Origin of the sequence: Acetobacter oeni (assembly GCF_011516825.1) — a bacterium.
GTDB classification, from domain to species: Bacteria; Pseudomonadota; Alphaproteobacteria; order Acetobacterales; family Acetobacteraceae; genus Acetobacter; species Acetobacter oeni.
In genome coordinates this window covers 98,475-121,729 of record NZ_WOTA01000006.1, presented here as the reverse complement: position 1 = coordinate 121,729, position 23,255 = coordinate 98,475, and the positions used below count along the sequence as shown (strand labels likewise).

19 protein-coding genes and 1 pseudogene are annotated in these 23,255 nt (G+C 62.3%); 10 read left to right on the top strand and 10 right to left on the bottom strand.

Features of this window, described 5'->3' with window-relative positions; translation table 11 throughout:
• Positions 1 to 79: 79 nt before the first annotated feature.
• The 3 genes from GOB90_RS05990 to GOB90_RS05980 form a co-directional block, all read right to left on the bottom strand.
• Positions 80 to 319: a hypothetical protein gene (locus GOB90_RS05990; RefSeq protein WP_261765909.1), complete on the bottom strand. Its 240-nt coding sequence runs from the start codon at positions 317 to 319 to the stop codon at positions 80 to 82.
• 192 nt (positions 320 to 511) lie between these two features.
• Positions 512 to 1,408 (bottom strand): TIGR01459 family HAD-type hydrolase, encoded by an 897-nt coding sequence (locus tag GOB90_RS05985; protein WP_146885576.1) that lies wholly within the window; start codon positions 1,406 to 1,408, stop codon positions 512 to 514.
• Positions 1,405 to 2,490, bottom strand: a complete 1,086-nt coding sequence (locus tag GOB90_RS05980; RefSeq protein ID WP_146885578.1) for a quinone-dependent dihydroorotate dehydrogenase — start codon at positions 2,488 to 2,490, stop codon at positions 1,405 to 1,407. Before GOB90_RS05980 ends, GOB90_RS05985 begins: the two co-directional genes overlap by 4 nt.
• Positions 2,491 to 2,714: 224 nt before the next feature.
• Between GOB90_RS05980 and GOB90_RS05975 the strand changes: the two genes are divergently transcribed.
• Together GOB90_RS05975 and GOB90_RS05970 are read left to right on the top strand one after the other, a co-directional pair.
• Entirely contained in the window at positions 2,715 to 3,086 is a 372-nt protein-coding gene (locus GOB90_RS05975) for a hypothetical protein (RefSeq protein WP_146885580.1), read from the top strand.
• Positions 3,087 to 3,396: 310 nt separating this feature from the next.
• Positions 3,397 to 5,205: an amidohydrolase gene (locus GOB90_RS05970; protein ID WP_146885583.1), complete on the top strand. Its 1,809-nt coding sequence runs from the start codon at positions 3,397 to 3,399 to the stop codon at positions 5,203 to 5,205.
• A gap of 385 nt (positions 5,206 to 5,590) precedes the next feature.
• Here the strand turns inward: GOB90_RS05970 and GOB90_RS05965 are convergent, their stop codons facing one another.
• Positions 5,591 to 6,940 (bottom strand): discoidin domain-containing protein, encoded by a 1,350-nt coding sequence (locus tag GOB90_RS05965; RefSeq protein ID WP_146885585.1) that lies wholly within the window; start codon positions 6,938 to 6,940, stop codon positions 5,591 to 5,593.
• Between the two features lie 324 nt (positions 6,941 to 7,264).
• Here GOB90_RS05965 and GOB90_RS05960 point away from each other — a divergent pair, with 324 nt between their 5' ends.
• Genes GOB90_RS05960 through GOB90_RS05950 form a run of 3 tightly spaced genes read left to right on the top strand, consistent with a single transcriptional unit; the run spans position 7,265 to position 9,665 of the window.
• Positions 7,265 to 8,359 (top strand): acyl-CoA dehydrogenase family protein, encoded by a 1,095-nt coding sequence (locus GOB90_RS05960; protein ID WP_146885587.1) that lies wholly within the window; start codon positions 7,265 to 7,267, stop codon positions 8,357 to 8,359.
• A complete protein-coding gene (locus tag GOB90_RS05955) occupies positions 8,356 to 9,084 on the top strand; it encodes a PIG-L deacetylase family protein (protein ID WP_146885589.1) in 729 nt (242 codons plus the stop codon). The genes GOB90_RS05960 and GOB90_RS05955 overlap by 4 nt, the downstream gene beginning before the upstream one ends.
• Positions 9,081 to 9,665, top strand: a complete 585-nt coding sequence (locus GOB90_RS05950) for a class I SAM-dependent DNA methyltransferase (protein WP_146885591.1) — start codon at positions 9,081 to 9,083, stop codon at positions 9,663 to 9,665. Before GOB90_RS05955 ends, GOB90_RS05950 begins: the two co-directional genes overlap by 4 nt.
• On the opposite strand, the gene GOB90_RS05945 is transcribed toward GOB90_RS05950, so the two are convergent.
• The 3 genes from GOB90_RS05945 to GOB90_RS05935 form a co-directional block, all read right to left on the bottom strand.
• Positions 9,658 to 10,839: a glycosyltransferase gene (locus tag GOB90_RS05945; RefSeq protein WP_242011828.1), complete on the bottom strand. Its 1,182-nt coding sequence runs from the start codon at positions 10,837 to 10,839 to the stop codon at positions 9,658 to 9,660. The two genes, GOB90_RS05950 and GOB90_RS05945, sit on opposite strands and share 8 nt — an antisense overlap.
• 63 nt (positions 10,840 to 10,902) lie before the next feature.
• A complete protein-coding gene (locus tag GOB90_RS05940) occupies positions 10,903 to 11,931 on the bottom strand; it encodes an MYG1 family protein (protein ID WP_146885595.1) in 1,029 nt (342 codons plus the stop codon).
• A gap of 132 nt (positions 11,932 to 12,063) precedes the next feature.
• On the bottom strand, positions 12,064 to 12,804 hold the full coding sequence (locus GOB90_RS05935; RefSeq protein ID WP_146885597.1) for a transporter substrate-binding domain-containing protein: 741 nt from the start codon (positions 12,802 to 12,804) through the stop codon (positions 12,064 to 12,066).
• Positions 12,805 to 13,434: 630 nt separating this feature from the next.
• On the opposite strand from GOB90_RS05935, the gene GOB90_RS05930 reads away from it, so the two are divergent.
• From GOB90_RS05930 to GOB90_RS05915, 4 genes are all read left to right on the top strand, one after another.
• Complete coding sequence (locus tag GOB90_RS05930) at positions 13,435 to 13,707, top strand: iron transporter (protein WP_146885599.1); 273 nt, start codon at positions 13,435 to 13,437, stop codon at positions 13,705 to 13,707.
• A gap of 58 nt (positions 13,708 to 13,765) precedes the next feature.
• A complete protein-coding gene (locus GOB90_RS05925) occupies positions 13,766 to 15,223 on the top strand; it encodes a PepSY-associated TM helix domain-containing protein (protein WP_173571949.1) in 1,458 nt (485 codons plus the stop codon).
• A gap of 1 nt (position 15,224) precedes the next feature.
• Positions 15,225 to 15,479, top strand: a complete 255-nt coding sequence (locus tag GOB90_RS05920) for a hypothetical protein (RefSeq protein WP_146885601.1) — start codon at positions 15,225 to 15,227, stop codon at positions 15,477 to 15,479.
• 87 nt (positions 15,480 to 15,566) lie between these two features.
• Positions 15,567 to 18,566 (top strand): rhamnan synthesis F family protein, encoded by a 3,000-nt coding sequence (locus GOB90_RS05915; protein WP_146885603.1) that lies wholly within the window; start codon positions 15,567 to 15,569, stop codon positions 18,564 to 18,566.
• A 338-nt stretch (positions 18,567 to 18,904) separates the two neighbouring features.
• On the opposite strand, the gene GOB90_RS05910 is transcribed toward GOB90_RS05915, so the two are convergent.
• From GOB90_RS05910 to GOB90_RS19770, 3 genes and pseudogenes are all read right to left on the bottom strand, one after another.
• Complete coding sequence (locus GOB90_RS05910) at positions 18,905 to 20,719, bottom strand: adenine deaminase (protein WP_146885605.1); 1,815 nt, start codon at positions 20,717 to 20,719, stop codon at positions 18,905 to 18,907.
• 42 nt (positions 20,720 to 20,761) lie between these two features.
• The gene (locus GOB90_RS05905; RefSeq protein ID WP_146885608.1) at positions 20,762 to 22,129 is read right to left on the bottom strand and encodes an NCS2 family permease; all 1,368 of its coding nucleotides are present in this window, start codon (positions 22,127 to 22,129) and stop codon (positions 20,762 to 20,764) included.
• Positions 22,130 to 22,447: 318 nt separating this feature from the next.
• A pseudogene (locus GOB90_RS19770) lies at positions 22,448 to 22,629 on the bottom strand (transposase); the annotation flags it as partial.
• Positions 22,630 to 22,751: 122 nt separating this feature from the next.
• On the opposite strand from GOB90_RS19770, the gene GOB90_RS05895 reads away from it, so the two are divergent.
• The gene (locus tag GOB90_RS05895) at positions 22,752 to 23,192 is read left to right on the top strand and encodes a hypothetical protein (RefSeq protein ID WP_146885610.1); all 441 of its coding nucleotides are present in this window, start codon (positions 22,752 to 22,754) and stop codon (positions 23,190 to 23,192) included.
• The last annotated feature ends 63 nt before the right edge of the window (positions 23,193 to 23,255 follow it).

Genomic DNA, 23,255 nt, shown 5'->3' with positions numbered 1-23,255 from the left:
CGGAGTACAGAAACCATCATGCCTGCCACGCCTTCGCGTGACGCTCCCCGCCGGACACGAACAGAGCCGGAATAAACCATCACCTGCCCCATCGCCAGCGCCAGCCACCCACTGTTTTCCGCGAAGCAATGCCTCCGAAAACCACCGTAGTCCCAAAAATCGCCAGACTCTGCCTCCACCCCGAAACCAGAGCAATAATCTCCACCAGCGCACACACAAACACCAGCAGCAAAACCCACCCCTGCCAGGCAACAGGCCAGCCCGCCCCATAGCCATATCGCTTTGCCGCAAACCAGGGTTTCAACATATTGTCGGTCACGGAAACAGTCTCCCGTAAAGCAGGTCTGCCTCTGTGCTCAGACTGCTCGCTTCCGCTCACCGCACGCTACAAAAATCGCAATGGACCAGTGCTGATTTACGCATTTCCGCCAAAAATCAGACATCCATGAACCCGATCCACAAAAACACACCGCGTTCCGGAGGATTCCGGTCTCCCTCGCATTTCAGGCGTTCATCGCGCCTGCCAGACAAATGTCGGCACCGTCGCCACCGGCGCCAGACCGGCACCGTCCGCTTCCTCCTGCGCCAGCACCGGATCATCTCCGAGTTTTTCCCCGTGAATCCCCCCGAGAACCCATAAACCGGCAATTCCCGCCGCCTCCGCGCCGCGAATATCCGTCGCCAGCGCATCGCCAACGCCGATAACCCGCTCCCGTGGCACACCCAGCATCTCCATCACGGGCTCGTAAACAGCCGCATAAGGCTTGCCGATCCAGTGAACGACGCCATCCTTCTGCTCATAAACTTTCCCGAGCAGACCGGCGCAGATCAGACGCTCCCCCCCGCGGATCACCTCCAGATCCGGGTTGGCGCACACCATCGGCAGATCACGCAGCGCGCACGCCGCCAGCGGTTCCAGATACGGCTCAATATCCGTCTTGCCCCGCCGCTCGTCCGGCCCCGTGTTCAGAACAAAATCCGCATCACCCGGATGATCCGCAAGCGTCAGACCCAGCCCCTCTAACAGAGACAGATCATGGTCGCCGCCAAGATGCAGCACCCGTGACCCGATCCCCTCAAGCCACGGCCAGTCTTTATAAAATGCTTTATCTCCACGCGAAGATAACAACTGCCAGGTAAACTGCCCCGACGTCATCACCCCGTCATAAAGCCCTTCATCAACGCCAAGACCCGCAAGCTGCTCTCGGATCACCGCCGCCGGACGCGGCGCATTCGAAAGCAGCACAACCCGCTTCCCCGCCGCGCGTAACGCCTTCAGACAGTCAACCGCCCCCGGATACGGCTGCACCCCGTCATGCACCGTTCCCCAGAGATCAACGACATACCCGTCATACCGGTCAGCCAGCGCTGAAACGCCCGACAAAACCTCCATCCGACGCCCGCTCATAACCGCACCCCCACATCAGCACCTTTCAGATCCCCGAGAGACTCAACCCCCTGCTCCCGCAGGATCGTAAGAACCTCCCGCTTCAGACGCCCGAGCAAGGCCGGGCCGTCATAAGCAAACGCCGTGTAAACCTGCACCAGATCCGCCCCGGCCCGTATCCGCGCAACAATATCCGTGCCCGTCTCAATCCCGCCGCAACCAACCAGTGCCAGCCGCCCGTCCGCCTGCCGCGCCACCTCACGCAGAACCTCCAGCGCCTTCTGCTTCAGAGGCCTCCCCGACAAGCCGCCCGCCTCGGACGCATGCGAACTCCGCAGTCCGGAGGGCCGCGCCAGCGTCGTATTGCCGATAATCAGCCCCTGCGCGCCGCCAGCCACAGCCGCCTCCACAATCGGCCCCAGTTCCTCCGCAGACAGATCCGGCGCCAGCTTGATCAGCAAAGGCGGCCGCTCCGCATGCTGCGCCGCAATCGCCGACAGCAGCCCCGCCAGACGCTCCGATCCCTGCAACGCCCGCAAACCCGGCGTGTTCGGCGAGGACAGGTTCAGAACGATATAGTCCACATAAGGCTTCACTCGCCGGATCAGCTCCGGATAATCCCGCTCCGGGTCCGCGCCGCTCTTGTTGATCCCGATATTCGCGCCCACCGGCACCATCGGATGCCGCGCCCGACCCCGGAACAGCCGCGCCAGCCGCACCGCAACCCGGTCAATACCCTGATTGTTAAACCCCATCCGGTTAATAATCGCCCGATCTTCCACCAGACGGAACAGACGCGGCTTCGGATTGCCCGACTGCGGAAGCGGCGTTACCGTCCCGGCCTCAACAAACCCGAATCCCAGCCGCGCCAGCGGACGCAGCACACGCGCATCCTTGTCGAACCCGGCCGCAATCCCGATCGGATTGGGAAACCGCATCCCCAGCGTCCGGATCGCCAGCGCCGGATCGTCTTTGACAGACACAGGCGGAACCCCCACCCCGAGCATCAGCGCGTCGATCGCCAGCCGGTGGGCCTGCTCCGCATCCAGCCTGCGAACCAGAGGAAGCAAGGGAGAAATCAGTTTTTCAGACATATCGCTCATGCCGCATATGCTGCCCGAACCGTCACGCAAAGAAAAGTACGCCCGGAAAGATGCACCCGCCCGGCCACCCCGAAACAGAAGCCGGGCCAGTCATCTCACAGGCTGTTGCACCCGCTTTCCCTGACGAGGACCGAACATCCACCGACCCTCGGCCGGAGAGAATCAGGTCGCGCTGCCACCACAAAAAGCAGCCTCACCAGAAAGACCCGGAGACTTACAGCACGATGCTTTCAGGACGACGCGCTTTCCTCACAGGCACACTGAGCGCCACCATCGCGGGCCGGACCTGCACAACCGCCTCCGCGGCAACCCCGCAAAGCCAGCCCCCCGATGTCACCACCTGGCCACCCCGAAGTCGGGGCGGAACAGCCTCGACCGGCTGCCTCCCCGACCCGGACGTGATCGCCCTCGATCCCTCTTTCAAAGCCCTCACATTCTCCGGAACCAGCATCCGGCGCGTCCTCACCGGCGGCGGCTGGCTCGAAGGCCCGACCTGGCCCGGCGAAGCCCGCCTCCTCCTCCTCAGCGACACAATCCGCAGCGAGCAATACCGCTGCTTCATCCCGCCCGACGGCCCCGGCGAAGGTCTTTCCTGATCCCCTTAAATCAGGCCCACCGCATAGCCTGATGGCGATTCACCGTCTCGTCCCGGTCAGACACCCGCGATCCGACCACTCCGGAAAAGCGGACCGACCGAAACGCAGCCGGACAGAACCGTCCAGGGCGCCAGCCCCGCCGCACCCGGCAAACTCATCCGGAATATTCCGGCCGTTACTCCAATCGGGCTGTAACTCCGGCAAATTTCCCGTTATCGTTTCTGTAACAGAATAACGCGTCCGCCTTTTCAGACGTCCCCAAAGACCCGACCGACACATTTCTCCCCGCTCCACCGCACCGGACCCACTCATGCACCGCCTCACCGCCCTCTTCACGACCGCTCTCCTCGCCACCACCGCGCACATCGCCACCACACAGGCCGCAACACCCCCCGCCGACATCCTCCTCACCAACGGCGCCATCCACACAATCGACAGCGGGAACAGCGTCCGCCAGGCCCTCGCCATCAGCAACGGCCGCATCACCTGGACCGGCTCCGACCGGGACGCCCCCGCCCATGCAGGCCCCCACACAAAACGCATCGACCTGAAAGGCCATATGGTCATGCCCGGCCTCACCGACGGCCACATGCACCCGCTCCATGGCGGCCGGAACCTCGTCGGCTGCTCACTCGATTACCTCGCCCTCACCGCCGGCGAGTTCACCAGCCGCATCCGGACATGCGCCGCCAGTCCCGCCATGCACACCACCGACGGCTGGCTCATCGTCCGCAACTGGTTCCAGGAAGCCATGAAACCGGAAGGCACACGGCTGACAAAACAGGCCCTGGACACCGTCGACAGCCAGCACCCCATCATCGTGCTCTCCACCTTCGGCCACTCCATCCTCGCCAACTCCGCCGCGCTCAAAGCCGCCGGCATCACCGCGCAAACCCAGGCCCCCGCAGGCGGCGAAATCGTCCACGACTCCAGCGGCCAGCCAGCCGGAAACCTGGAAGACACCGCCCAGACCCTCATGCAAGCCGTCCTCCCGAAACCCACCGCGCAGGATGACATCGCCGCCGCCGACGCCGCCCTCAAAGCCATGCGCGCCCAGGGCATCACCGGCTTCCTGGACGCCTGGGCCCTCACCGAAGACCTCTCCGCCTTCTCCGCCCTGCAAAAAAGCGGCCACCTCACTGCCCGCGCCCACTTCGCTCCCCTCATCTCCCCCGGCGAGGCAAAAGACATTGACGGCAACATCCGCCGCCTGCGCGACATCGCCGCACAATATGATCAGGGCCCCCTGCAAACCGCGCCAGCCATCACCGTCCGCAACGTCAAGTTTTTCATGGACGGCGTCATCAGCGCCCCGGCCCTGACCGGCCGCGTCCTCGCGCCCTATTTCGTCAATAAAGGCACGGCGACCCATCCCGACTGGCGGCCCGGCACCTCATACGGCCCGGCCCCCTACTTCCCGCCCGAAGTTCTCGCTCCGCTCCTGAAAGCCGTCGTGGAGGCAGGCTTCGATCCCCACCTGCACGCCGACGGCGACGGCGCCGTCCGAATCGCCCTCGATGCCATCAAAGCCACCCGCCAGGCGCTCCCCGGCAACACCTTCCGCCCCGCCATCGCCCATGACGAACTCGTCGACCCCGCGGACCGACCCCGCTACAAACAGCTCAATGCCATCCCCGTCCTGTCCTTCCAGTGGGAAAAACAGGCGCCCGACACCATCGAAGGCGCCCGCGACTATCTCGGCCCGGACCGGTTCCGCGACATGGAACCCGCCGCCCTGCTCGAACAGACCGGCGCCCGCATCGCCTACGGCAGCGACTGGCCCGTGGACCCGCTGAACGAATGGTTCGCCCTGAAAGTCGGCGTCACCCGCACCAATGCTCCCGATGCCGGCCCGCAATACGCCCGCCCCCTCGGAACCGAACCGGGCCTGTCCCGTAACAGCGTCCTGCGCGCCATCACCATCAACTCAAACTACGAACTCCGCTCAGACACCGTCGCCGGCTCACTGGAACCCGGAAAATTCGCTGATCTCATCATCCTGGATCGTGACGTCACCACCATCCCCGCAAACGACATCGCCGGCACACATGTCCTTCTGACAATGGTAGGCGGAAAAACCGTTTACAGCACAGGAGATTTCGTACCGAAGCAGGAATAGGACAAGGGCTTTCCCGCACCCGGAAAAATTCAACCTGATCTGAACCGGATTTATTAAATGACAGATTTCAGGATTTTATTTTCTGACGCTTAAGAATTCCCGCAAATTCCACCCGGGATCACAGACTTCCGAATATAGTCTCTTTATAAAACCTGCTGGCTATGGTTTGGCAAGAACCTCAGCCAGCAGGTTTTATAACCATAAAATTAAAAATACTTTCGATGCCCGATCCGCGCGCTTTCCTCTGGTGACGTGCCCGGACTATTCGCTCTCCACTGAAGACGGTGGCTCTTCCGGCCTCTTTCCCGGCAATCCGTCGCGCCGCTGCCGTCCCAATCCCGATCTAAATTTTGAATCTAAAAACGTTAAATGCAGTGTAATCCTGCTATTGATCGTACACCTCGACCTGACTTAAATGAAGAAAGTTCTCATCAAGAAGACTTATTTTAATAAATCGCGCCATTATACTATTCACACAGATAACGAGAGGCACACCACCAATGCCATCAAATATAATTCCATTCGGGTAGGAGGCAACAGTTACCCAGTCCTGATCATTTTCCGAAATCTCAACATGAATTTTTGAAGCTCTTTCTTTATGAATCGAACGGTTATATATAATAATATGCTTTATATTAACTGACTGATACAATTCAGCCTTCCACCATGGAGAGAATTCCAGATCAGTATGAAAAAAATGATCCTTCCCCGGAACACCACTCACGGCGCCTTCCGCATCAAGACATACGTCCTGAACCCTTGAATACTGACAAACAGAAGACTGAGATGATTTCGCCCCAAGAGCCCGGTTGATTGACTCCGGTTTCATAATCCACCCTTCCTGCAACGCTATATCATTAAACTGATTAACTTTATCTATCCTTTTTGTTCCCACAACTGCTCTGTAAAGCGTATTATAAAAATCCCGTGGCTTTAAATTTGATAATCCTCTGCGAAGAACAGAGTTGCGATCGAAAATGATATCCGGACCATCTTCATCCAGACGCCTCTGAACAAAACCGATCCCCCTCACCGGGTGACAGATTGTTCCATGAATATTAGCTTCGCGGTCAAGGTAATGGTAACAGCCATTAAAACTATAATGCTCAGGATCGCAAAATTCAGAAATATCTTTTACTGATAAATTTTCATCCTCCATGATGGATGATGCAATAAAACCCTCACAATAAGGCCACTGAGAAGTTTTCTTTTCCAGAAACATCCGCGCATGATTTATTCTGTTTTTATACAATACATCTATTGCCCGCCCTGAGATCGCAATAAATGGAAAAAGACATTTCATCGGGTTGGAAAAATATTCAGCTATGCTCGCATAACCACCCCATTCAGAAGACGTTTTTTCAATCTGATGAACAACCAGATCAATATTGTTTTTTTGTATATAATCTAACAATACATCCAGATCAAAATTAACGAGAACATCATTTTCAACCATAAGATAATGGGTAATGTCCGGAAATGCCCGACGCAGAACATACAAAGGATAATCACCATTGTGCCATAACACATTCCAGTCCGGAACTGACGGCAATCCGAACTCTGAAAAATCTGCTGTATGAGTAATCTTTGGAAGCGATCCCGTATCTAACGTCTGGTGTGTTTCATCTGCTAAAATAACAAAATCAGCTTTTGAAAACGCTCCTTTTAATCGTCGGGCTATATATTCAATGTCATCATTCCAGATGTGAGTTCTGAATCCGATTATCACTGACATTAAATACCACCTACCTTCTATGAAAATTAATTAAATCCCAGACAATTAAATTACATAATTTTTGTAAATAAAAAATTAAACACGCAAGGAAATTTATAAATAATAATTTTACTTTAATACTAATTTTATTGATATTTTATTACCACTGCAATATCAAAAATACGCTCCGTATCTAATCAGAACAACAACCTGAAACCAGATAAAAATACATCACACCACCCCGCACACGACCGGATTCACAGTCGTTTTTTCCTTGCCATGCAACCCGCGCCATCTTTTCACGCTTCTCATACATATCCCCATTCCGGTTAGGCCCCCGTACCAATGACCTTTCCCTTCGAGAGCCTGAAAGCCTGCCTTCCCGAACTCGAAGCCGAAGCCACGGAAAATGACCGCGACGGCAGTTTTCCCGCCGGCGGCCTCACCCTCATCCGCAGCCTGGGCGCCCTTTCCGCCGCCCTGCCAAAATCTCTCGACGGCTGCGGTTTCGGCACCGATCCCGGCGGCGCTACCGGCCTCCTCCACCTGCTACGCCTCACCGGCGAGGCCAGCCTCCCCCTCGGCCGCCTCCTGGAAGGCCATATCAACGCCATCCGCCTGGTCGCCCGCTACGGCACCCCGGCCCATCTCCGCCAGCTCGCCACACATATCCGCAACGGCGCCCTCTGCGGGATCTGGGTCACCGAAACCACAAACCCCGTCCGCCTCGTCCGCACAGAAGCAGGCCTCTCACTTGAAGGTGAGAAATCCTTCGCCTCCGGAGCCCTGCACGTCACCCACCCCCTCATCACCGCCGAATTGCCGGAAAGCGGAACCTGCATGCTGGTCGTCCCGGTCGGCAACAATCGCCAGACATCGTCCTCCGTCGTCAGCCTGTCAGGCATGCGCGGCTCCGGAACCGGACGCTTCAGTTTCACCGGCTTCAGAACCACCCCCGATGCCATCGTCGGAGAACCCGGCGACTATCTCCGCCAGCCCGAATTCTCCGCCGGCGCCTGGCGCGGCATGGCCGTCGCGCTCGGCGGCATCGACCGCCTCGTCACCCTTCTCCGCGCCCAGCTCGTTACCCGTGGCCGCGATTCAAACCCCTATCAGCGCGCCCGTATCGGCGAAGCCCTCATCGCCCGCGAAACCGCCGCCCTCTGGACCCGCAAAGCCGCGCTCGTCGCGGATGACGACACAATCGCCCCCGCCGATGCCGCCGCAACAGTCAACCTCGCCCGCATCGCCGTCGAACGCGCCGGGCTGGACGTGCTCGAACTCACCCAGCGCGGCCTCGGCCTCTCCGCTTTCATCAAATCCAATGTCGTCGAACGCATCATGCGCGATCTGGCCACCTATCTCCGCCAGCCCGCCCCGGACGAAACCCTCGCTGAAGCCGCCGCCCATTTCACCCGCCGCGACCCGCCGCGATCATGAAAGCCGGAGAGATTCAAACCGCCTTCCGCACGCTGCCTGTCGGCACACCGGACGACATCGCCCCCGGCACCGCCCTGATCCTCGTCCCCCACGCCGATGACGAAAGCCTCGGCTGCGGCGGCCTTATCGCAACCCTCTGCGCCGCCGGACGCCCCCCCGTTATCGTCATCCTGACAGACGGCACCGGCTCACATCCCAACTCCCTCACCTGGCCCGCTTCCCGTCTCCGCGCGCAGCGCGAACAGGAAGCCCGCAATGCCACCGCCTGCCTCGGCCTGCCCGATCACCACCTTGTTTTTCTCCGCCTTCACGATACCCAGGCCCCGCATGACGGCCCGGATTTCGATCACGCCGTTCACCACCTCACAAAACTTGCCCGCACCACGAACAGCACCACACTCCTCGCGCCCTGGCGACACGATCCCCATTGCGATCATGAATCCGCATGGAAAATGGCTGTCACCATCAGCAACACCCTTAACATCGCTCTCTTCGCCTACCCCGTCTGGGGCTGGCTGATCCCGCCCGAAACAAACATCGACGAACCACCCCCCAAAGGCTTCCGCCTCGACATCACGCCATTCCAGACCATCAAAACCCGCGCCATCCACCTGCACGAAAGCCAGTACGGCAACCTCATCACCGACGACCCGCAGGCTTTCCGGCTCCCCGAGACACTCCTCAGCATCTTCGATGCCCCTTACGAGGTCTTTCTTCATCCATGACCGCAAAAACCTGGCCCCGCAACGTCTTCGAACAGCTCTACAAACAGAACCCCGACCCCTGGGGGTTCGAAACCAGCCCGTATGAACAGGACAAATACGCAACCACGCTTGCCCTCACCGGCCCCGGCCCGTTCGATCAGGCCCTCGAACTCGGCTGCTCCATCGGCGTCCTGACCGCCTCCCTGACGCCCCGCTGCAAACACCTGCTCGCCGTCGATATCGCGGAAACCGCCCTCACCCACGCCCGCCGGCGCTGCGCCACATTCCCGAATGTCACGTTCCGCCGCGCCAGACTTCCGGATGAGTTCCCCACTCTCCCTCGGGAAAGCTGCGATCTGATTCTGATCTCGGAACTGCTCTACTTCCTCGCCCCGGCCGACATCCTGCATCTCGCACAGCATTGCCTCGCCATCCGACGCCCCCACACCCCGATCATTCTCGTCAACTGGACCGGCCCCACCAACACCCCCTGCACCGGAGACACCGCCGCCGATCTCTTCATCGAATTCTGCCGCACGCAGGGTCTGACCACTCACCCCGCCGACCGTCGCGAAACCTGTCGCTTCGACCGCCTTACCTGACCATCTCACCCACGGAGACCCGGTTCCCCGCCTCCGGCGGACAATGCGTCACCAGCGGCAACACCCTCTCCCGCACAATCAGATCTCTCACGATCGCCTCGGCCTGCGCGCGCTGCCATCCCAGATCGCAACGCCGGACCATCTGTCGCCGCAACACCGGACTCATCCGCTCCAGCACCGACCAGGCCCGCCCGCAAAAATGCGCCTCCGTCTGCACCATGACATCCTCAAACGGCAAAACCAGAAATGCCGCCAGACCGCGCAAACTGTCCGTCGTTTCCTCCGTCCACCCGGCCGCCCCCATGAGCGACTTCAGCCAGACCCGCGCCTGAGCCCGTCGCAGACACACCACCGCAGGCTCCAGAGCATCATCCAGCATCTCATCCTGACATCGTATTCTGCGGGCAATCGTCTCCGCCATCCCGCCCCGCGCCCGCCCGGTCGTCCGCCCGGACACCGTCACCAGAACATCCGGCGCATGCCGAAGCGGCAGATCCACCTGCCGCAATGCCGCGATAAACCCGCGATCCTCGCCAAGCGGCAAAGCCGGAACCCCGCCCGCCCGCTTCCACGCCGCAACACTCACCGCAATACTCGCACCCGAATGCTCCGTATGCCGTGGCCAGGGATCAGCAGGGTCAGGATCGACCAGATCATGGATCTGATCGAGCAACGTCCCGTAAGCCACCTCCGCCGCGTCATCCTCATGCAGACAGGCCGGAATCGCGCGCGCCTCCACCGGATCGATCACCGCCCGCCCGCACACCGCAGCCGCCCCGGCCGCAAACGCCTCAAGATTGCGCGCCAGCCAGTCCGGCGCCACACAACCATCCGCATCCGTGGTGAACAAAAATCCCGCCGGCCCGGCTATCTCCGCCGCAACAGCCAGAGCCTCCCGCCGCGCGGACCCGGCATGAGCCAGTTCCGGCGGATAAGTCCGCTCCACAACCGTCAGACCAAATGGCAGGGACGACGCAAGTCCGGCAACAACACTCCGCGTCCGGTCCGTGCAGTTATTCAGCAGAAGAACCACATGATCGACAGCCGCCCCCATCTGCCCGGCAAGCGCCAGCAGACAGACCCCGATCTTCTCCGCCTCATCACGAACAGGAATGGCAACAACCAGCAAAGACCGACTGAACTGATCGCACATAAAACGAGGCATCCATCCCATGGAGCTCATTAAACTCCCGGGCAGCCCTCCGGTTGCGTCAGTCGGAACGCCTGGCTGAAAACCTCACCCCGCAGGCTTCAGCGCGGCATCGATTTCCAGCGCCAGACACGCCATCCTGACCGCACCCTCCCGGCTGGCAGCCCCGCAGATAAACCGGGCCGGATGCGCAAACACCGCGTCCGGAACCCCGGACACCTCCGCCAGCGCCTGCCCGTCCAGCCCCCGCCACGCCTCCGGAAGCGAAACCCGCTGCCCGAAATCTCCGCGAACCGGCGGAATCGCCTTCACATTCCACCGGTCAGGCCCCGCCGGCGACACGACATAAACAACCGGCAGATCGCGTTCGAAAATCACCTTCTCCGTCGGCATCCCCGTGTCCATAACGAGAATCCGCTTATCCTCCGCCGCCTCATAAGCCGCCAGAATCCGGCTGGTCGCCTTCAGACCCGCCCTCATCCGGTCGACAACATTCACCAGATGCCCCGCCACCGTCGTCGCGGCATTCGCAAATCCCAGAGATTCCCTCTTCCGGGCCTCCCCGATACCATACACTTCCGCGGTATCCCAGGCCGGACCACAGGCCGAGACAATATCCGCCAGCGACAGCCTGCCCATCTTCGCCACACCGTTATCATCCAGATCAATCGGCAGAATCAGCGATTTATCAAGACTCTGCCAGAGCGTCGCCAGCGCCTCCTCGTCCAGCGACGTCGTGACAAGATTACGGAGCGCCGCAAGCCCGTACTCCTTCCACAGCAACCCAGCCGCACTGTAAGGAGAACCGTCATCACGAAGCGGCTTGTCCTTCATGTGATGATCGAAACGCCCCCGCGCCGGATCGTACACACCGCCCACATCGAACACGATGTCAGCCTCCTGAATGCGCTCGGGAGACCTCGTCCGTACGAATTCCAGCCGGTCGCCAGGAGATTTTTCACCGAGAACCCGACCGCGCAGATCCCCTTCCGGCGCAAAGGCGTAGTGAAGAATCACATACCCCATCGTCTCATCGAGATGAAAATTTCCCGAATGTGTAAGGGCTCTGACCGGCACGGCTCTCTCGCCAGGATCAGGAGGAAGGCGTTCTGACATAAAAAAACCCGCTGATTAAGTAAGGTGGAGCGTCTGATAATCGTGCCCCGTCATGCCGCAAAGACGGTCCGGAGACAAATAAACGGCTTTAGCCCGCCGCACCGAAACAAACGTCCCATCAGAGCACGACACTCACCCCGCGCACGCCGGCGCCACACTCGCCGACCCCTGCCCGCTCGCCGCCAGCGCCTCCGCCACAAACCCCGACGCCTTCACATCCTCGATAAACGCCTGCAACCACGCCCGCGCCGCCTCACGCCCGACAGGCACCCCGGCCGCCTGCTCAATCGCCGTAAACCGACCGTCAATCACACGAAACCCCGGATGTCGCGCCGCATAGGCCTGCAACGGCTGCCTGACCCCCGCCGCCGCGTCCAGCCCCACCTCCGCAAACAGATCGATCGCCGCCGCCGACGTCGCCGCCCGCTCCAGCGTCGCATGCCGCAGTGCCCGACTCAGATACAGATCGTAAGCCGCCCCCCGGCCAACCGCGATCCGTACCCCCTCCCGGTCAAACTCCGCCACATCCCGCAAAGGCGAGGCCTTCCGGACCAGATACGTCCCTTCAATCACCACATAGGGCGACGTAAACAGAATCTCCGTCGCCCGGACCGGATCGATCGCCAGAAACATCAGATCCAGCTCCCCGCCCGGCACAGCCTCAAATACCTTCCCGGCCGAATCAAACGTCCGAAACGCTACCTCCGCACCCAGCCTGCGCCCAGCTTCACGGGCCAGCGCCACCGACACACCCTGAAGCGTCCCCGTGGCCGCGTCTTTCTGCGCCAGAACCGGATTCCCCAGATTGATGGCCGTTCGTATCACCCCGCCAGGGGCCATCTGCCTCAGAACGCTTTCAGATCTGTCGCTCATGCCCCGTCTCCCGACACCGGCAGGGTCACCCCGACCGGAAACCCGCACTCTGCGCTCCTGCCAGTTATCCAAAGCGAACCGACCACCGCAAGACAATTCAGACCCGATACGAACAACAAAACAGGATTGTAATCCATCCCCCGCATATCAGCATGTTTTCAGATCCGGACCCGAAACCCGAAACCTCCGTCAGGCAGCCCCGCAAAAATTCACCCCGGCGCTCATTCCCTGCCCGAAATCTCTTTTTGCTATTGCGACCCATTCTCATTTTGTGGCAGTAATCAGCCCCCGTGAGACACAGACCTTGAAAGCAAGCCGCCCTCATTTGACCGTGACGGAAAACCCGTCCCCACCGCGGCCACATCACACGCGGAACAGCACAGCCCGCCCCCTCAACCGGCACGAAATGAATATCCGCAACGTGCTGAACCCCGGTCAGAGCCAGCGCCGCCACGATCCGGCCAGCACGACAGAACCCGGCCCCGATCCCCTGGAAACGCAACGCAAACACCCGCCGCTACGGTTAAACCCCGTGACAAAAGACGCCGGTACGGCAAACACAGAACCCCGCCCGGACAAGCGCCGGCCACAGCCACTCATCAGACACCCCGGCGCGCAAGGACCAGCCTCATGACCACCGCCCGCTACCGCCTCGACATCGCCGCCCGCGCTCTGGCCGGCACCGGCGGCGGCTACATTCTCGCGGCCCTCATCTCCGTCGCCGCCGCCCGCTGGTTTCCCATGCCCCGCATCGACGCCGTCACCACCGGCATGATCCTCGCCCTGCTCGTCTGGCCCCCGGTCGTGATGACCGCCTTCGCCGTCCACAGCCTGAAATACCTCTGCACCGGCCTTGCCCTGGTCGCGGCCCTGCTCGCCTCCCTCGCCTGCTGGCCCGGCTGAAGCGGCGAAGATAAACAGACACGCATGACCCGCCCCGGCCCCCGATGACCCCGCCCGCATGAAACGCAACTTTCGCCCCGCCATGACCTGGCTGCACGACTGGTCCGGCATCCTCACCGGATGGCTGGCGTTCACCATCGCCCTCTCGGGAACCCTCAGTGTCTTCAGACCGGAAATCACCGTCTGGATGCACCCCGAACTCACACACGAAACCGTCAGTCCCGTGCCCGCCTCAGCCGCCGCCATCGCCTGGCTGACCACACACGCGCCCCATTCCCCCGCCTGGTATCTCTCCGCCCCCACACCCCGCGCGCCGTTCACACTCGCCTTCTGGTCCGACAAAACCGGCTACGTCCTCCGCCCGCTCGACCCTGTCACCGGCAGTCCCGACACACTCCGCGACACCCATGGCGGCGAGTTCTTCTACCGCTTCCATTTCGAACTCCAGCTCCCCTACCCCTGGGGCCGCCTCATCGCCGCCCTCGCCGCCATGGCCCTGCTCCTCACCCTCATCACCGGCATCGTCGCCCACCGCCGCTTCTTCGCCGATTTCTTCACCTTCCGGCCCGGCAAAGGCCAGAGAAGCTGGCTCGATGCCCATAATCTCCTCGGCGTCATCGCCCTGCCCTTCCACCTGATGATCGTCTTCACCGGTGCCATGACCCTCGGCAGCCTGCTGATGCCCTGGGGTAACGATGCGGTCTACAGAACCGACCCCGCCGCCGCGCAGCACGACCTCAATCCGGGCGCCATCGAACGCCCCGCCTCCGGCAAACACGCCCCGCTCGCGCCGGTCATCCCCATCCTCCAAACCGCCGAACAGCATTTCGGCAAAACCGGCATCGAACAGATCGTCGTCGCAAACCCCGGCGACCGGGCCGCCGTCATCACCGTCACCGCCGGCAACGTCGACACCATCGGCATCACCAGCCACACCATCAGCTTCGATGGTCCCACCGGCGCCATTCTCGCCGAACACACCGAACACCGCCCCGCCATCACAACCTGGAACGTCCTCTACGGCCTGCACGTCGCCCGCTTCGCCCCGTCCGTCACTCGCTGGCTCTATTTCATCTCCGGCCTGATGCTGACAGCCCTTATCGGAACCGGCCTCCGCCTGTGGACCATCAGCCGCGCCCGCGGGACTCCCCGCTTCAGCACCCGGCTCGTCGAACGCCTGAACGCAGGCTTCCTCGCCGGAACCCCCACCGCCTTCGCCAGCTATTTTATCGCCGGCCACCTTATCCCTTCAGACCTCGCCAGCCGCGCCACGCTGGAAATCCGCGCCGTCTTCATCACCTGGGCAGCCCTGCTCCTCATCGCCGCACTCCGGCCCGCCGCGAAAACCTGGCCCGCGCTCCTGATCCTCGCCGCCCTGAGCTGCGCCACCGTGTCGCTGCTCAGCGCCCCATGGCATCGCCCGGTCGATATCGCCATAGCCCTCGTCGCCCTCACTCTCGCCGCAGCCTTCGCCACGGCCGCCCGGCAATCCCTCCTGAAACAGCGCCACGCCTGACATGCTGCTCGCCCTGCCGACCGGTCTCATCGCCACCCTGCTCCTCGCCTGCTCAACATATCGCGAGGCCGCCCCGCGCTTCTCCCTTCCGCAACGACGCGCCCTCCGCCTCACCGGCTTTCTCTGCCTCGCCGTCCAGTGCGCCCTCCTGATCGCCCGCAGCGACAACACAGGCGCCGCCCTCGTCGAATGGATCGGCCTGTTCAGCCTGGAAGCCCTGCTCGCCGCCCTGCTCTGCACCGTCAGGCGACGCTGACCCCCGCCACACCCTCCACCCCGGGACGACACCCCCGCCCGCGCATGCTATCCCACCCCCAACGGACCACGCCGCCAGGGAAGTTCCATGCAGATCATCAGACGCGCCGCCCTGTCAGCCCGGAAGGCAGACGCGCCCCACACCCTTATTCAGACCTCAGGCCTCTTCGATCCGGACTGGTACCGCGCCCGCCTGCCCGAACACGAGCGGAACACCGAAGACCTGATCGGCCATTTTCTGACCGAAGGTACCGTCCGCCGCCTCTCCCCCGGCCCCCTCTTCGACACGCAACGCTATTTCGACCGCTACTGGAATCTCGAACCGGGCACTCTCAACGGCCTCCTGCACTACCTCCGGTGCGGCATCGCCGAAAACCAGCAGGTGGACGGCGTCTGCGACACACGGCTCCGCGACGACACCGGCCCCGTCGCCCCGACCGAGCTCCGCCCCCTGCGCCCCGACGCTCCAAAAGCCGCCGTCACCATCCACGCCCCTCGTCCCGAAATCCTCGACGCCATCTTCGACAGACTCCGCCACTTCCCCGAAACCTTCACCCTGCTCATCACCACGGACACCACCGAAAAGCGACACGAGATCGAAGCCCGTATCGCCCGCGCGGAACTCAAAGCCGCTCCCGTCCTCGTCCGGGTCGCAAGGCGCCACGGCAGCCATTTCGGCCCGTTCCTCACCACCTTCGCCACCCCGCTGCGCGGCCATGAACTGATGCTGCACCTGCATACAGACACAAACCCCGAAACCCTGGCCCGCCTCCTCCCGTCCCGGTCCGACGCCATCGCCGCCATCCTCAACCGCTTCCGGGAAGAACCCCGCCTCGGCCTCCTCCAGACCACCCCGTCAGCCAGAACCCCCTGGTGGCGCTGCACCTGGCTCGGCAACCATCACCTCGCCCGCCCCCTGCTCGCCCGCATGAACATCAGCGCGCCGTCCGGCTATTTCAGCCACCCGCCCGAAGGCCAGTTCTGGGCGCGCACCCACGCCATCGCTCCCCTGCTCAACACGCCCTGGAGCGAAGCCGACTTCCCCGCCGAGGACACCCCCCGCGAGATCCCGGAAAACGGCAACATCGCTGACGCCATCACCCGAATCCTGGAACCCGTCATCCGCTCCCAGGACTGCCATACCGATGAATACGACCCGGAAGCCGGGCTGATCCGCATCGGTCACTCACGCATGGACCTCGATCAGTACGAACGCCGCTCGGAAGACGATCTGCGCACCGCCATCCGTCAGGCCGGCACCGTCTCCTTCGACCTGTTCGACACTCTGCTCACCCGCATCGCCCTCACCCCCGACACCATCCATTATTACGTCGCCGCCCGCCTCGCCCGACGCTTCCCGGACCTCACCCCCGCGCCCGCCGCCTTCGTCGCCCTGCGCAAACAGGCCGAACACAACGCCCGCGAAGCCCTCGCCTGGACCGACGATGTCGGCCTCGACGACATCTACAGCGCCCTGGCCGCCCTCACCGCCTGGAACGAGAACATCCTCACCATCGCCCGCCAGCTCGAAGTCGAAACCGACCGCGCCGTGCTCCGCCCCCGACCCGAGATCATCGACGCCCTGCGCTACGCCCGCGAACAGGGCCGGCGCACCCTTCTCATCAGCGACACCTTCCTCAGCCGCGACGACATCGCGCCCGTCCTGGAACGCACCGGTATCCTCCCCCTGATCGACGAGATCTACCTCTCGTCGGAACGCCTTGCCCGCAAAGACCGCGGCGATATGTGGGATCTCGTCCAGGCCGCCGAAGACAGCTCAGGCCTGCTCCATATCGGCGACAACGAACACGCCGACATCCAGCGCGCCGACGATCTCGGCATCCGCCACTTCCACGTCATGTCCGGCCTCAACATGCTGCGCCTCAACCCGATCGGCCCGGACGTCGCCGCCGTCGTCACACCCGCCAGCCTGCCCCCGGATCAGCCCCTGGAAGAACGCCGCCTCGCCGGCGACATCCTGCTCGGCCCCCTGGTCAGCGACCTCTTCGCCTCCCCCTTCGCCTGCACACCCGACCGGCGTCTGACCGTCCCGCGCACACTCACAACCCCGGAGGAAGTCGGACGCACCCTGTTCGGCCCCCTGCTCCTCTCCTTCATGGCGCAGCTCATCACCCACCCCGCCACGGAGAGAACCGAAAAACTCCTGTTCGTGTCACGGGAAGGCTATTTCCTGTCGCGCCTCTACAGAGACCTGCGCGAGACATACGCCCTGCAAATCCCCGACGCGATGCACTTCCACTGCTCCCGCCGCGTCGCCATCAGCGCCGCACAGACCATCCGGTTCGACCCGGATATCCTCACCACCAGCGGCGACGGCTTTCGCGGCACCATGGCCAGCCTCCTCACCGCCCGCCTCGGCGTCCAAATCCCGCCCGACAGCCCCCTTCACCACCTCACTGTCGTACTCCCGGAAGATCGCGACACCGTCCGCAACCTGACCCTCCTCCTGCGCGACGACATCCTCGCTCAGGCCCGCATTTCCCACGACGCCCTCACCGCCTACGCCCGCGCCTGCGGCCTCACACCCGAAACACACCCCGGATACGGGATCGTCGATGTCGGCTACAGCGCCACAATCCAGCGCCACCTCCAGACCACCTTCAACCTGCCCCTCACCGGATTCTACATGGCCGCGGAAACCGCCTGCGCCGCTGTCGAAAACTCCGGCGGCACCGCCTTCGGCCTCTTCGCCACAGGTCCGGATGCCGAAGCCTTCCGCCGCAGACATGGGCTTTTCATCGAATCCGTCCTGACCGCCCCCCACGGCCAGACCATCGGCTACACCCGCGAAACCAGCCTCCCACAACCCATATTCGCCCCGGACACCCGCCCCCGACAGGAACTCACCCTCGTTGAGGACATCTTCGCCGGCGCCTCAGCCTGGTGCCATGACCTCATCCGCTCCTGGGGACCGGACGTCCTGCACACCCTCCGCACATCAGCCCCGGCCGGAACCGCCCTGCTCACGGCCTTCACCGAAAACCGCATCAACATCTCCCCCGACATCCTGAAAACACTCGCCGTCGAGGACGAATTCTGCGGTCGCGGCCACGTGCGTTTTGCCTGACTCGTCTTTCAATCTCACAAGAGTCCTGAAGGCCGCCCCCACGTCCGCCCCACGAAACCGCCCCGAACATTCAGCCCGCACAAGCCGGGGATAACGTTCAGACCGGCCTTCCCCGCAACACGCCGCTCAAACAGAGCCCGCTTCGGATCACAAAATCTTCCGTCGGGATCAGGCGTAACGAAAAAAGAGCCTCTGTTCGCGTTAAGTGTTGCTGCTTTTCTCAGGGCTTTGCCCTGAAACCCACCAAAGGCCGGGGCCTCTGGAAACCTTTTAGTCATCACAAATCGGGGTGCAGAGCCCTGTGGCCCCTGCCGGGTGCGGGCAGAGCCCTGCCAGACTCACACCCCGACGCCTTCCGCCTCCCCGCCGGCAATCACACTGTCCGTCACGATCTTCCCGCTCATGCCGTCCGTGATCCCGAGATCCGTCACATGCGGCCCCGGATTGCAGGCCAGGCTCGCCCCGATCACCAGCTTCACCAGCGGATAGGACAACCCGCTCGCCACCTCCAGCGAGGCCGCCCGCAGCGCCGCGAAACGCTCCGCCACCATCTCCGGCGGGTCCTCCGACAGCAGTCCGTATACCGGCAGATCCAGCACACTCACCGGCCTGCCACCCATCACCGCCGCCATGCCACCGCCACACGCAATCAGCGCATTCGCCGCCGCCGCCAGATCAGCCGGATCACGCCCGAACACCGCCAGATTGTGGCTGTCATGCAGGATCGTGGTAGCAAACGCCCCCCGCCACTCCCCCCAGCCCTCCAGCACGCCGATCCCCGGCTTCGCCGACGCGCCATACCGGTTGAACACCACCATCAGAATGCAGTCGTCCGGCACCACCACCGCACCGTCACGTACCTCAGCCTCGCGCTCCGCCCATCGCGTAAAACGCGGCGTATTCACAGTATGAATCCGCACCGTGCCCCCATCGGACACACCCGGCGCCGGAATGCGGAACACCTCCTCCGTCACCGGCGCCAGCCGCATCGTCTGCGTTGGAGCCAGCTCCGTGTCCGGCCGCACCGGCACGGTCATGGCACCGTCAGCCGCCACCTCACAGCCCGATACAAAAACACGCCTTACCGGAAAGGAGTCCAGATCGCCGAACACCACCAGATCGGCCCGCCGCCCCGGCGCGACAAGACCCAGATCGTTCCGCTTCAGCCAGCGCGCCGCATTCAACGTGGCACAACGCAATACATCAACCGGCTTCATCCCCGCGCCAGCCAGCACCCGCATCAGCTCGATAATCCCGCCCTTCGTCACAAGATCATCGGGGAAAATATCATCCGTACACAGCGTCACCGTCTGCGGCACATGCCCGATCTTCTCAAAGGCCCGCACCGCCTCGATCGCCATCCCCGGATGCGACCCGCGCAACTCAATCGTCAGCCCGGCTCGCAGCTTGGACAGCACATCCGCCTCGCCCGTCAGCTCATGATCGGATGCCACTCCCGCCGCGCAGAACGCCTGCAACGGCGCGTCCTTCAGATCCCTCGCATGACCGAACACCGTCTTGCCGCTCGCCAGCCCCGCCTGAACAATGCCGCTCATATTCGCGGACCGCTCGATCACCCCGCGCATGTCCATGACTTCCGCCACACCGATCACCTCCGGCCAGGACAGCATCTCCGTCATGGCGGCCACATCGAACACCGCCCCCGACCGTTCCAGCCCCGGCGCCGACGGCACACAGGACGGCGCCTCAACAAGAATACGCAAAGGCAGATCCCGCGAGGCCGTCACAGCCCGGCGCACAGCCTCCAGCCCGCCGACATTCCCCACCTCATGCGGGTCCCAGCAGATCGTCGTCGTCCCCTGCGGCACCACCACCTCGGCATAACTCCGGGGCGTAATCATCGAACTTTCAATATGCAGATGCGTGTCGATCAGCCCCGGCGCCACAACCGCGCCGTCCAGCGCCACAACCCGCGCCGCGTCCTGCCGGCTGCCTCGCGGATGAACGCTCGCAATCAGCGCGCCAACCAGACCGACATCCGCCTCCCGCAGCTCGCCCGTCACCATATCGGCCACAAGACCGCCGCTCAGCAGAACGTCGAACGGCAGCTTCCCCGCCGCCGCACGCACCGCCCTGTCGCGCAGCGCCGGAGCATCAGGATCAGCCGCAGATGTCGCAATCGGAAAAGTCATGTCCGGTCCCCTCGGAAATGGATCAGAGTCAGAAAAAATCAGTCAGGAGTGGAGCGCCACGGCACTCAGGATCAGATAAAGCGCCAGCAACGCATCCGTCAGAAGCAGCACAGGCCCCGTCCGGATACGCAGAACCAGCGCCATCAGAGTATAGGCGAACGACCCCGCCGCCAGCCCGACAACCAGATTCCCCGTCGTCACCGTCAGCAGCATGATCAGCACGGCGCTCACAACATTTTCCAGCCGTGAACAGTCAAGATGACGAATACCCTCCATCATCATCACCCCCACCATCACCAACGCCGCCGTCGTCGCCTGCGCCGGAACCGCCGCGATCAGCGGCCAGAAAAACGTCGCCAGGGCAAAAAACAGCCCGACCAGAACCGCCACCAGCCCCGTGCGGCCCCCGCTCTCCACACCGGTCGCGGACTCCACATAAGCCGCCACCGTCGGACTCCCCAGACAGGACCCGACAATCGACCCCAGCCCGTCCGCCAGATAAGCCGCCCGCGCATTCGGAATCCGTCCGGCCTCATCCATAAGGCCCGCCCGACGTGTCACCCCGATCAGCGTCGCCGTCGCCGAAAAGAAATCCCCCAGAAAGAAATACCCCGCCAGCGGCAGCGACAGCGCAAGATGCCCGAAGAAACCGGCAAAATCGAAGCCCATGACATAGTCAGACGGCCACGGCGGCACCCGCAGCAGCGCCGACGGCAGATGCGTCAGCGGCAGCCCGTTCGCCCCCGGCACAAACAGCCCGGCCAGCGTCACCACCACAATCGAAAGCAGAATCGCCGCCGGCACCCGCAGCACCACCAGAACAGGCGTCAGCAAAACTGCCGCGAAAGTCAGCAACACCGCCGGCTGCCGCAGATCGCCGAACTGTCCGCCCGACGTCAGCAGCCCCCCGCCCCTCAGCCCGATCCGGGCAATAAACAGCCCCAGCCCGCATTGCAGCCCCGTGCGCACCGCCTCCGGAAACGCCATCACCACATGCTCGCGCAGCCGCGTGGCCGAAAACAACGTGAAAACCAGCGCGCCGCTCAGCACCATGGCCAGCGCCGTGCCATAGGTAATCCCATGCCCCTGCGCCACAGCCATGGCAAAAACCGCGTTCGTGCCCATCGCCGGAGCCAGCGCCACCGGCAGACGTCCGACCAGCCCCATCATCAGCGAGCCCACCATCGCGGCCAGCGCCGTAATGACGATCAGCGCATGCCGGTCCACACCCGTGACCGACAGAATCTGCGGATTAACCACCATCACGTAGCCCATGGCCCCGAATGTGGTACAAGCCGCCACAACTTCGCGTCCGATCGTCGTAACCGGCGGCCGGCTCCGGTCAGCCGAAAAAAACCGCAAAAGTCGCCCACCAGCCGGCACGTCTGAAGAAGAGAACTCAGTCAGCACACGTCTCCCCGGAACGACAGCAGGCCACAAAAATACAGGCCCGTTCGTTCCCGTCGTAAAACAACCCGCGCATCGCGTCCATGTCACCGGCGTTCCGTTCCGATACCACAACAAACATCACACCCGGAGTCAGGAATCATCACCAGAACAGGATGGCAGCGGTGAGACAGATCTCAGAGAAGAAGACAGTCAGGTCTCTGTCATAACGCGAGCCGAGGCGACCCGTCGCTCCCTGAGCCTGCCGAACATGATCCCGATACGATTGCGGCGCTTATAGCGTCGCCTGCCGTATCCGATGGATTTTCCACAGGGTTTCCGGCGGTTGCAGAACGTCCTGTCCGGGCCATACCCGCGCGGAATCTCCCCCCGGCGCAGACCGTTCCGATTGACAAAGATGACCCCGCTCAACACCCGACGGTCATCCATATGAGACCCTGCCGTGGCTTTCCGGGAAAAAGGGTCGCAAACGCGCCATCCGTGAACCAGTACAGATCACTCATCGTCAGTCTCCTCACGGAACCTGAACCAGCTGCCTGTATCAGTTATACTATATAAATTTAACTATTAATAAATAAATAGAACAAAAAATTCGGTGTCGTCATGTTTTCAGGAGGATCGGATCATGTCAGTAAGTCTGTATCAGGGCTACGTACTGGCCCAACAGTTTCTGGCAAACGAGGGCGGGATAAAAGGGGATACGGAGACCTCAACAAGCACTTCGGCATCCGTAACCACGGCCCGGGGATCAATGACCACCACTGAAACCTCCACCACGGATATGTACGATGCAAGCGGGCCGGCTGTTCTGCTTGCCGTCGATGGTGGCGTGATGCGCATTGCGGCTGACAGCAGCTTTGACGGAACATCCGCGAAGGACCTGCCGGGCGCAGTACTGGTCAACGGCGATCAAAAAGTAACTCTTGCCTCTTCGTCGTCTTCGACAACTCTCTACACAGCATCCGGCTCCACACTCAGGAATAATGAAGAGGAACTGGTCGCAAGTCTGTTTTCAAATACCGGCGAGGACCAGACCGATCTGAACTCCCGGAAAACCACGGTATAACGGACCCGAATGACATCAGAAGCCGGAGCTCTTATTTCCGGCGCATGCCGTCCGGGCAAAGAC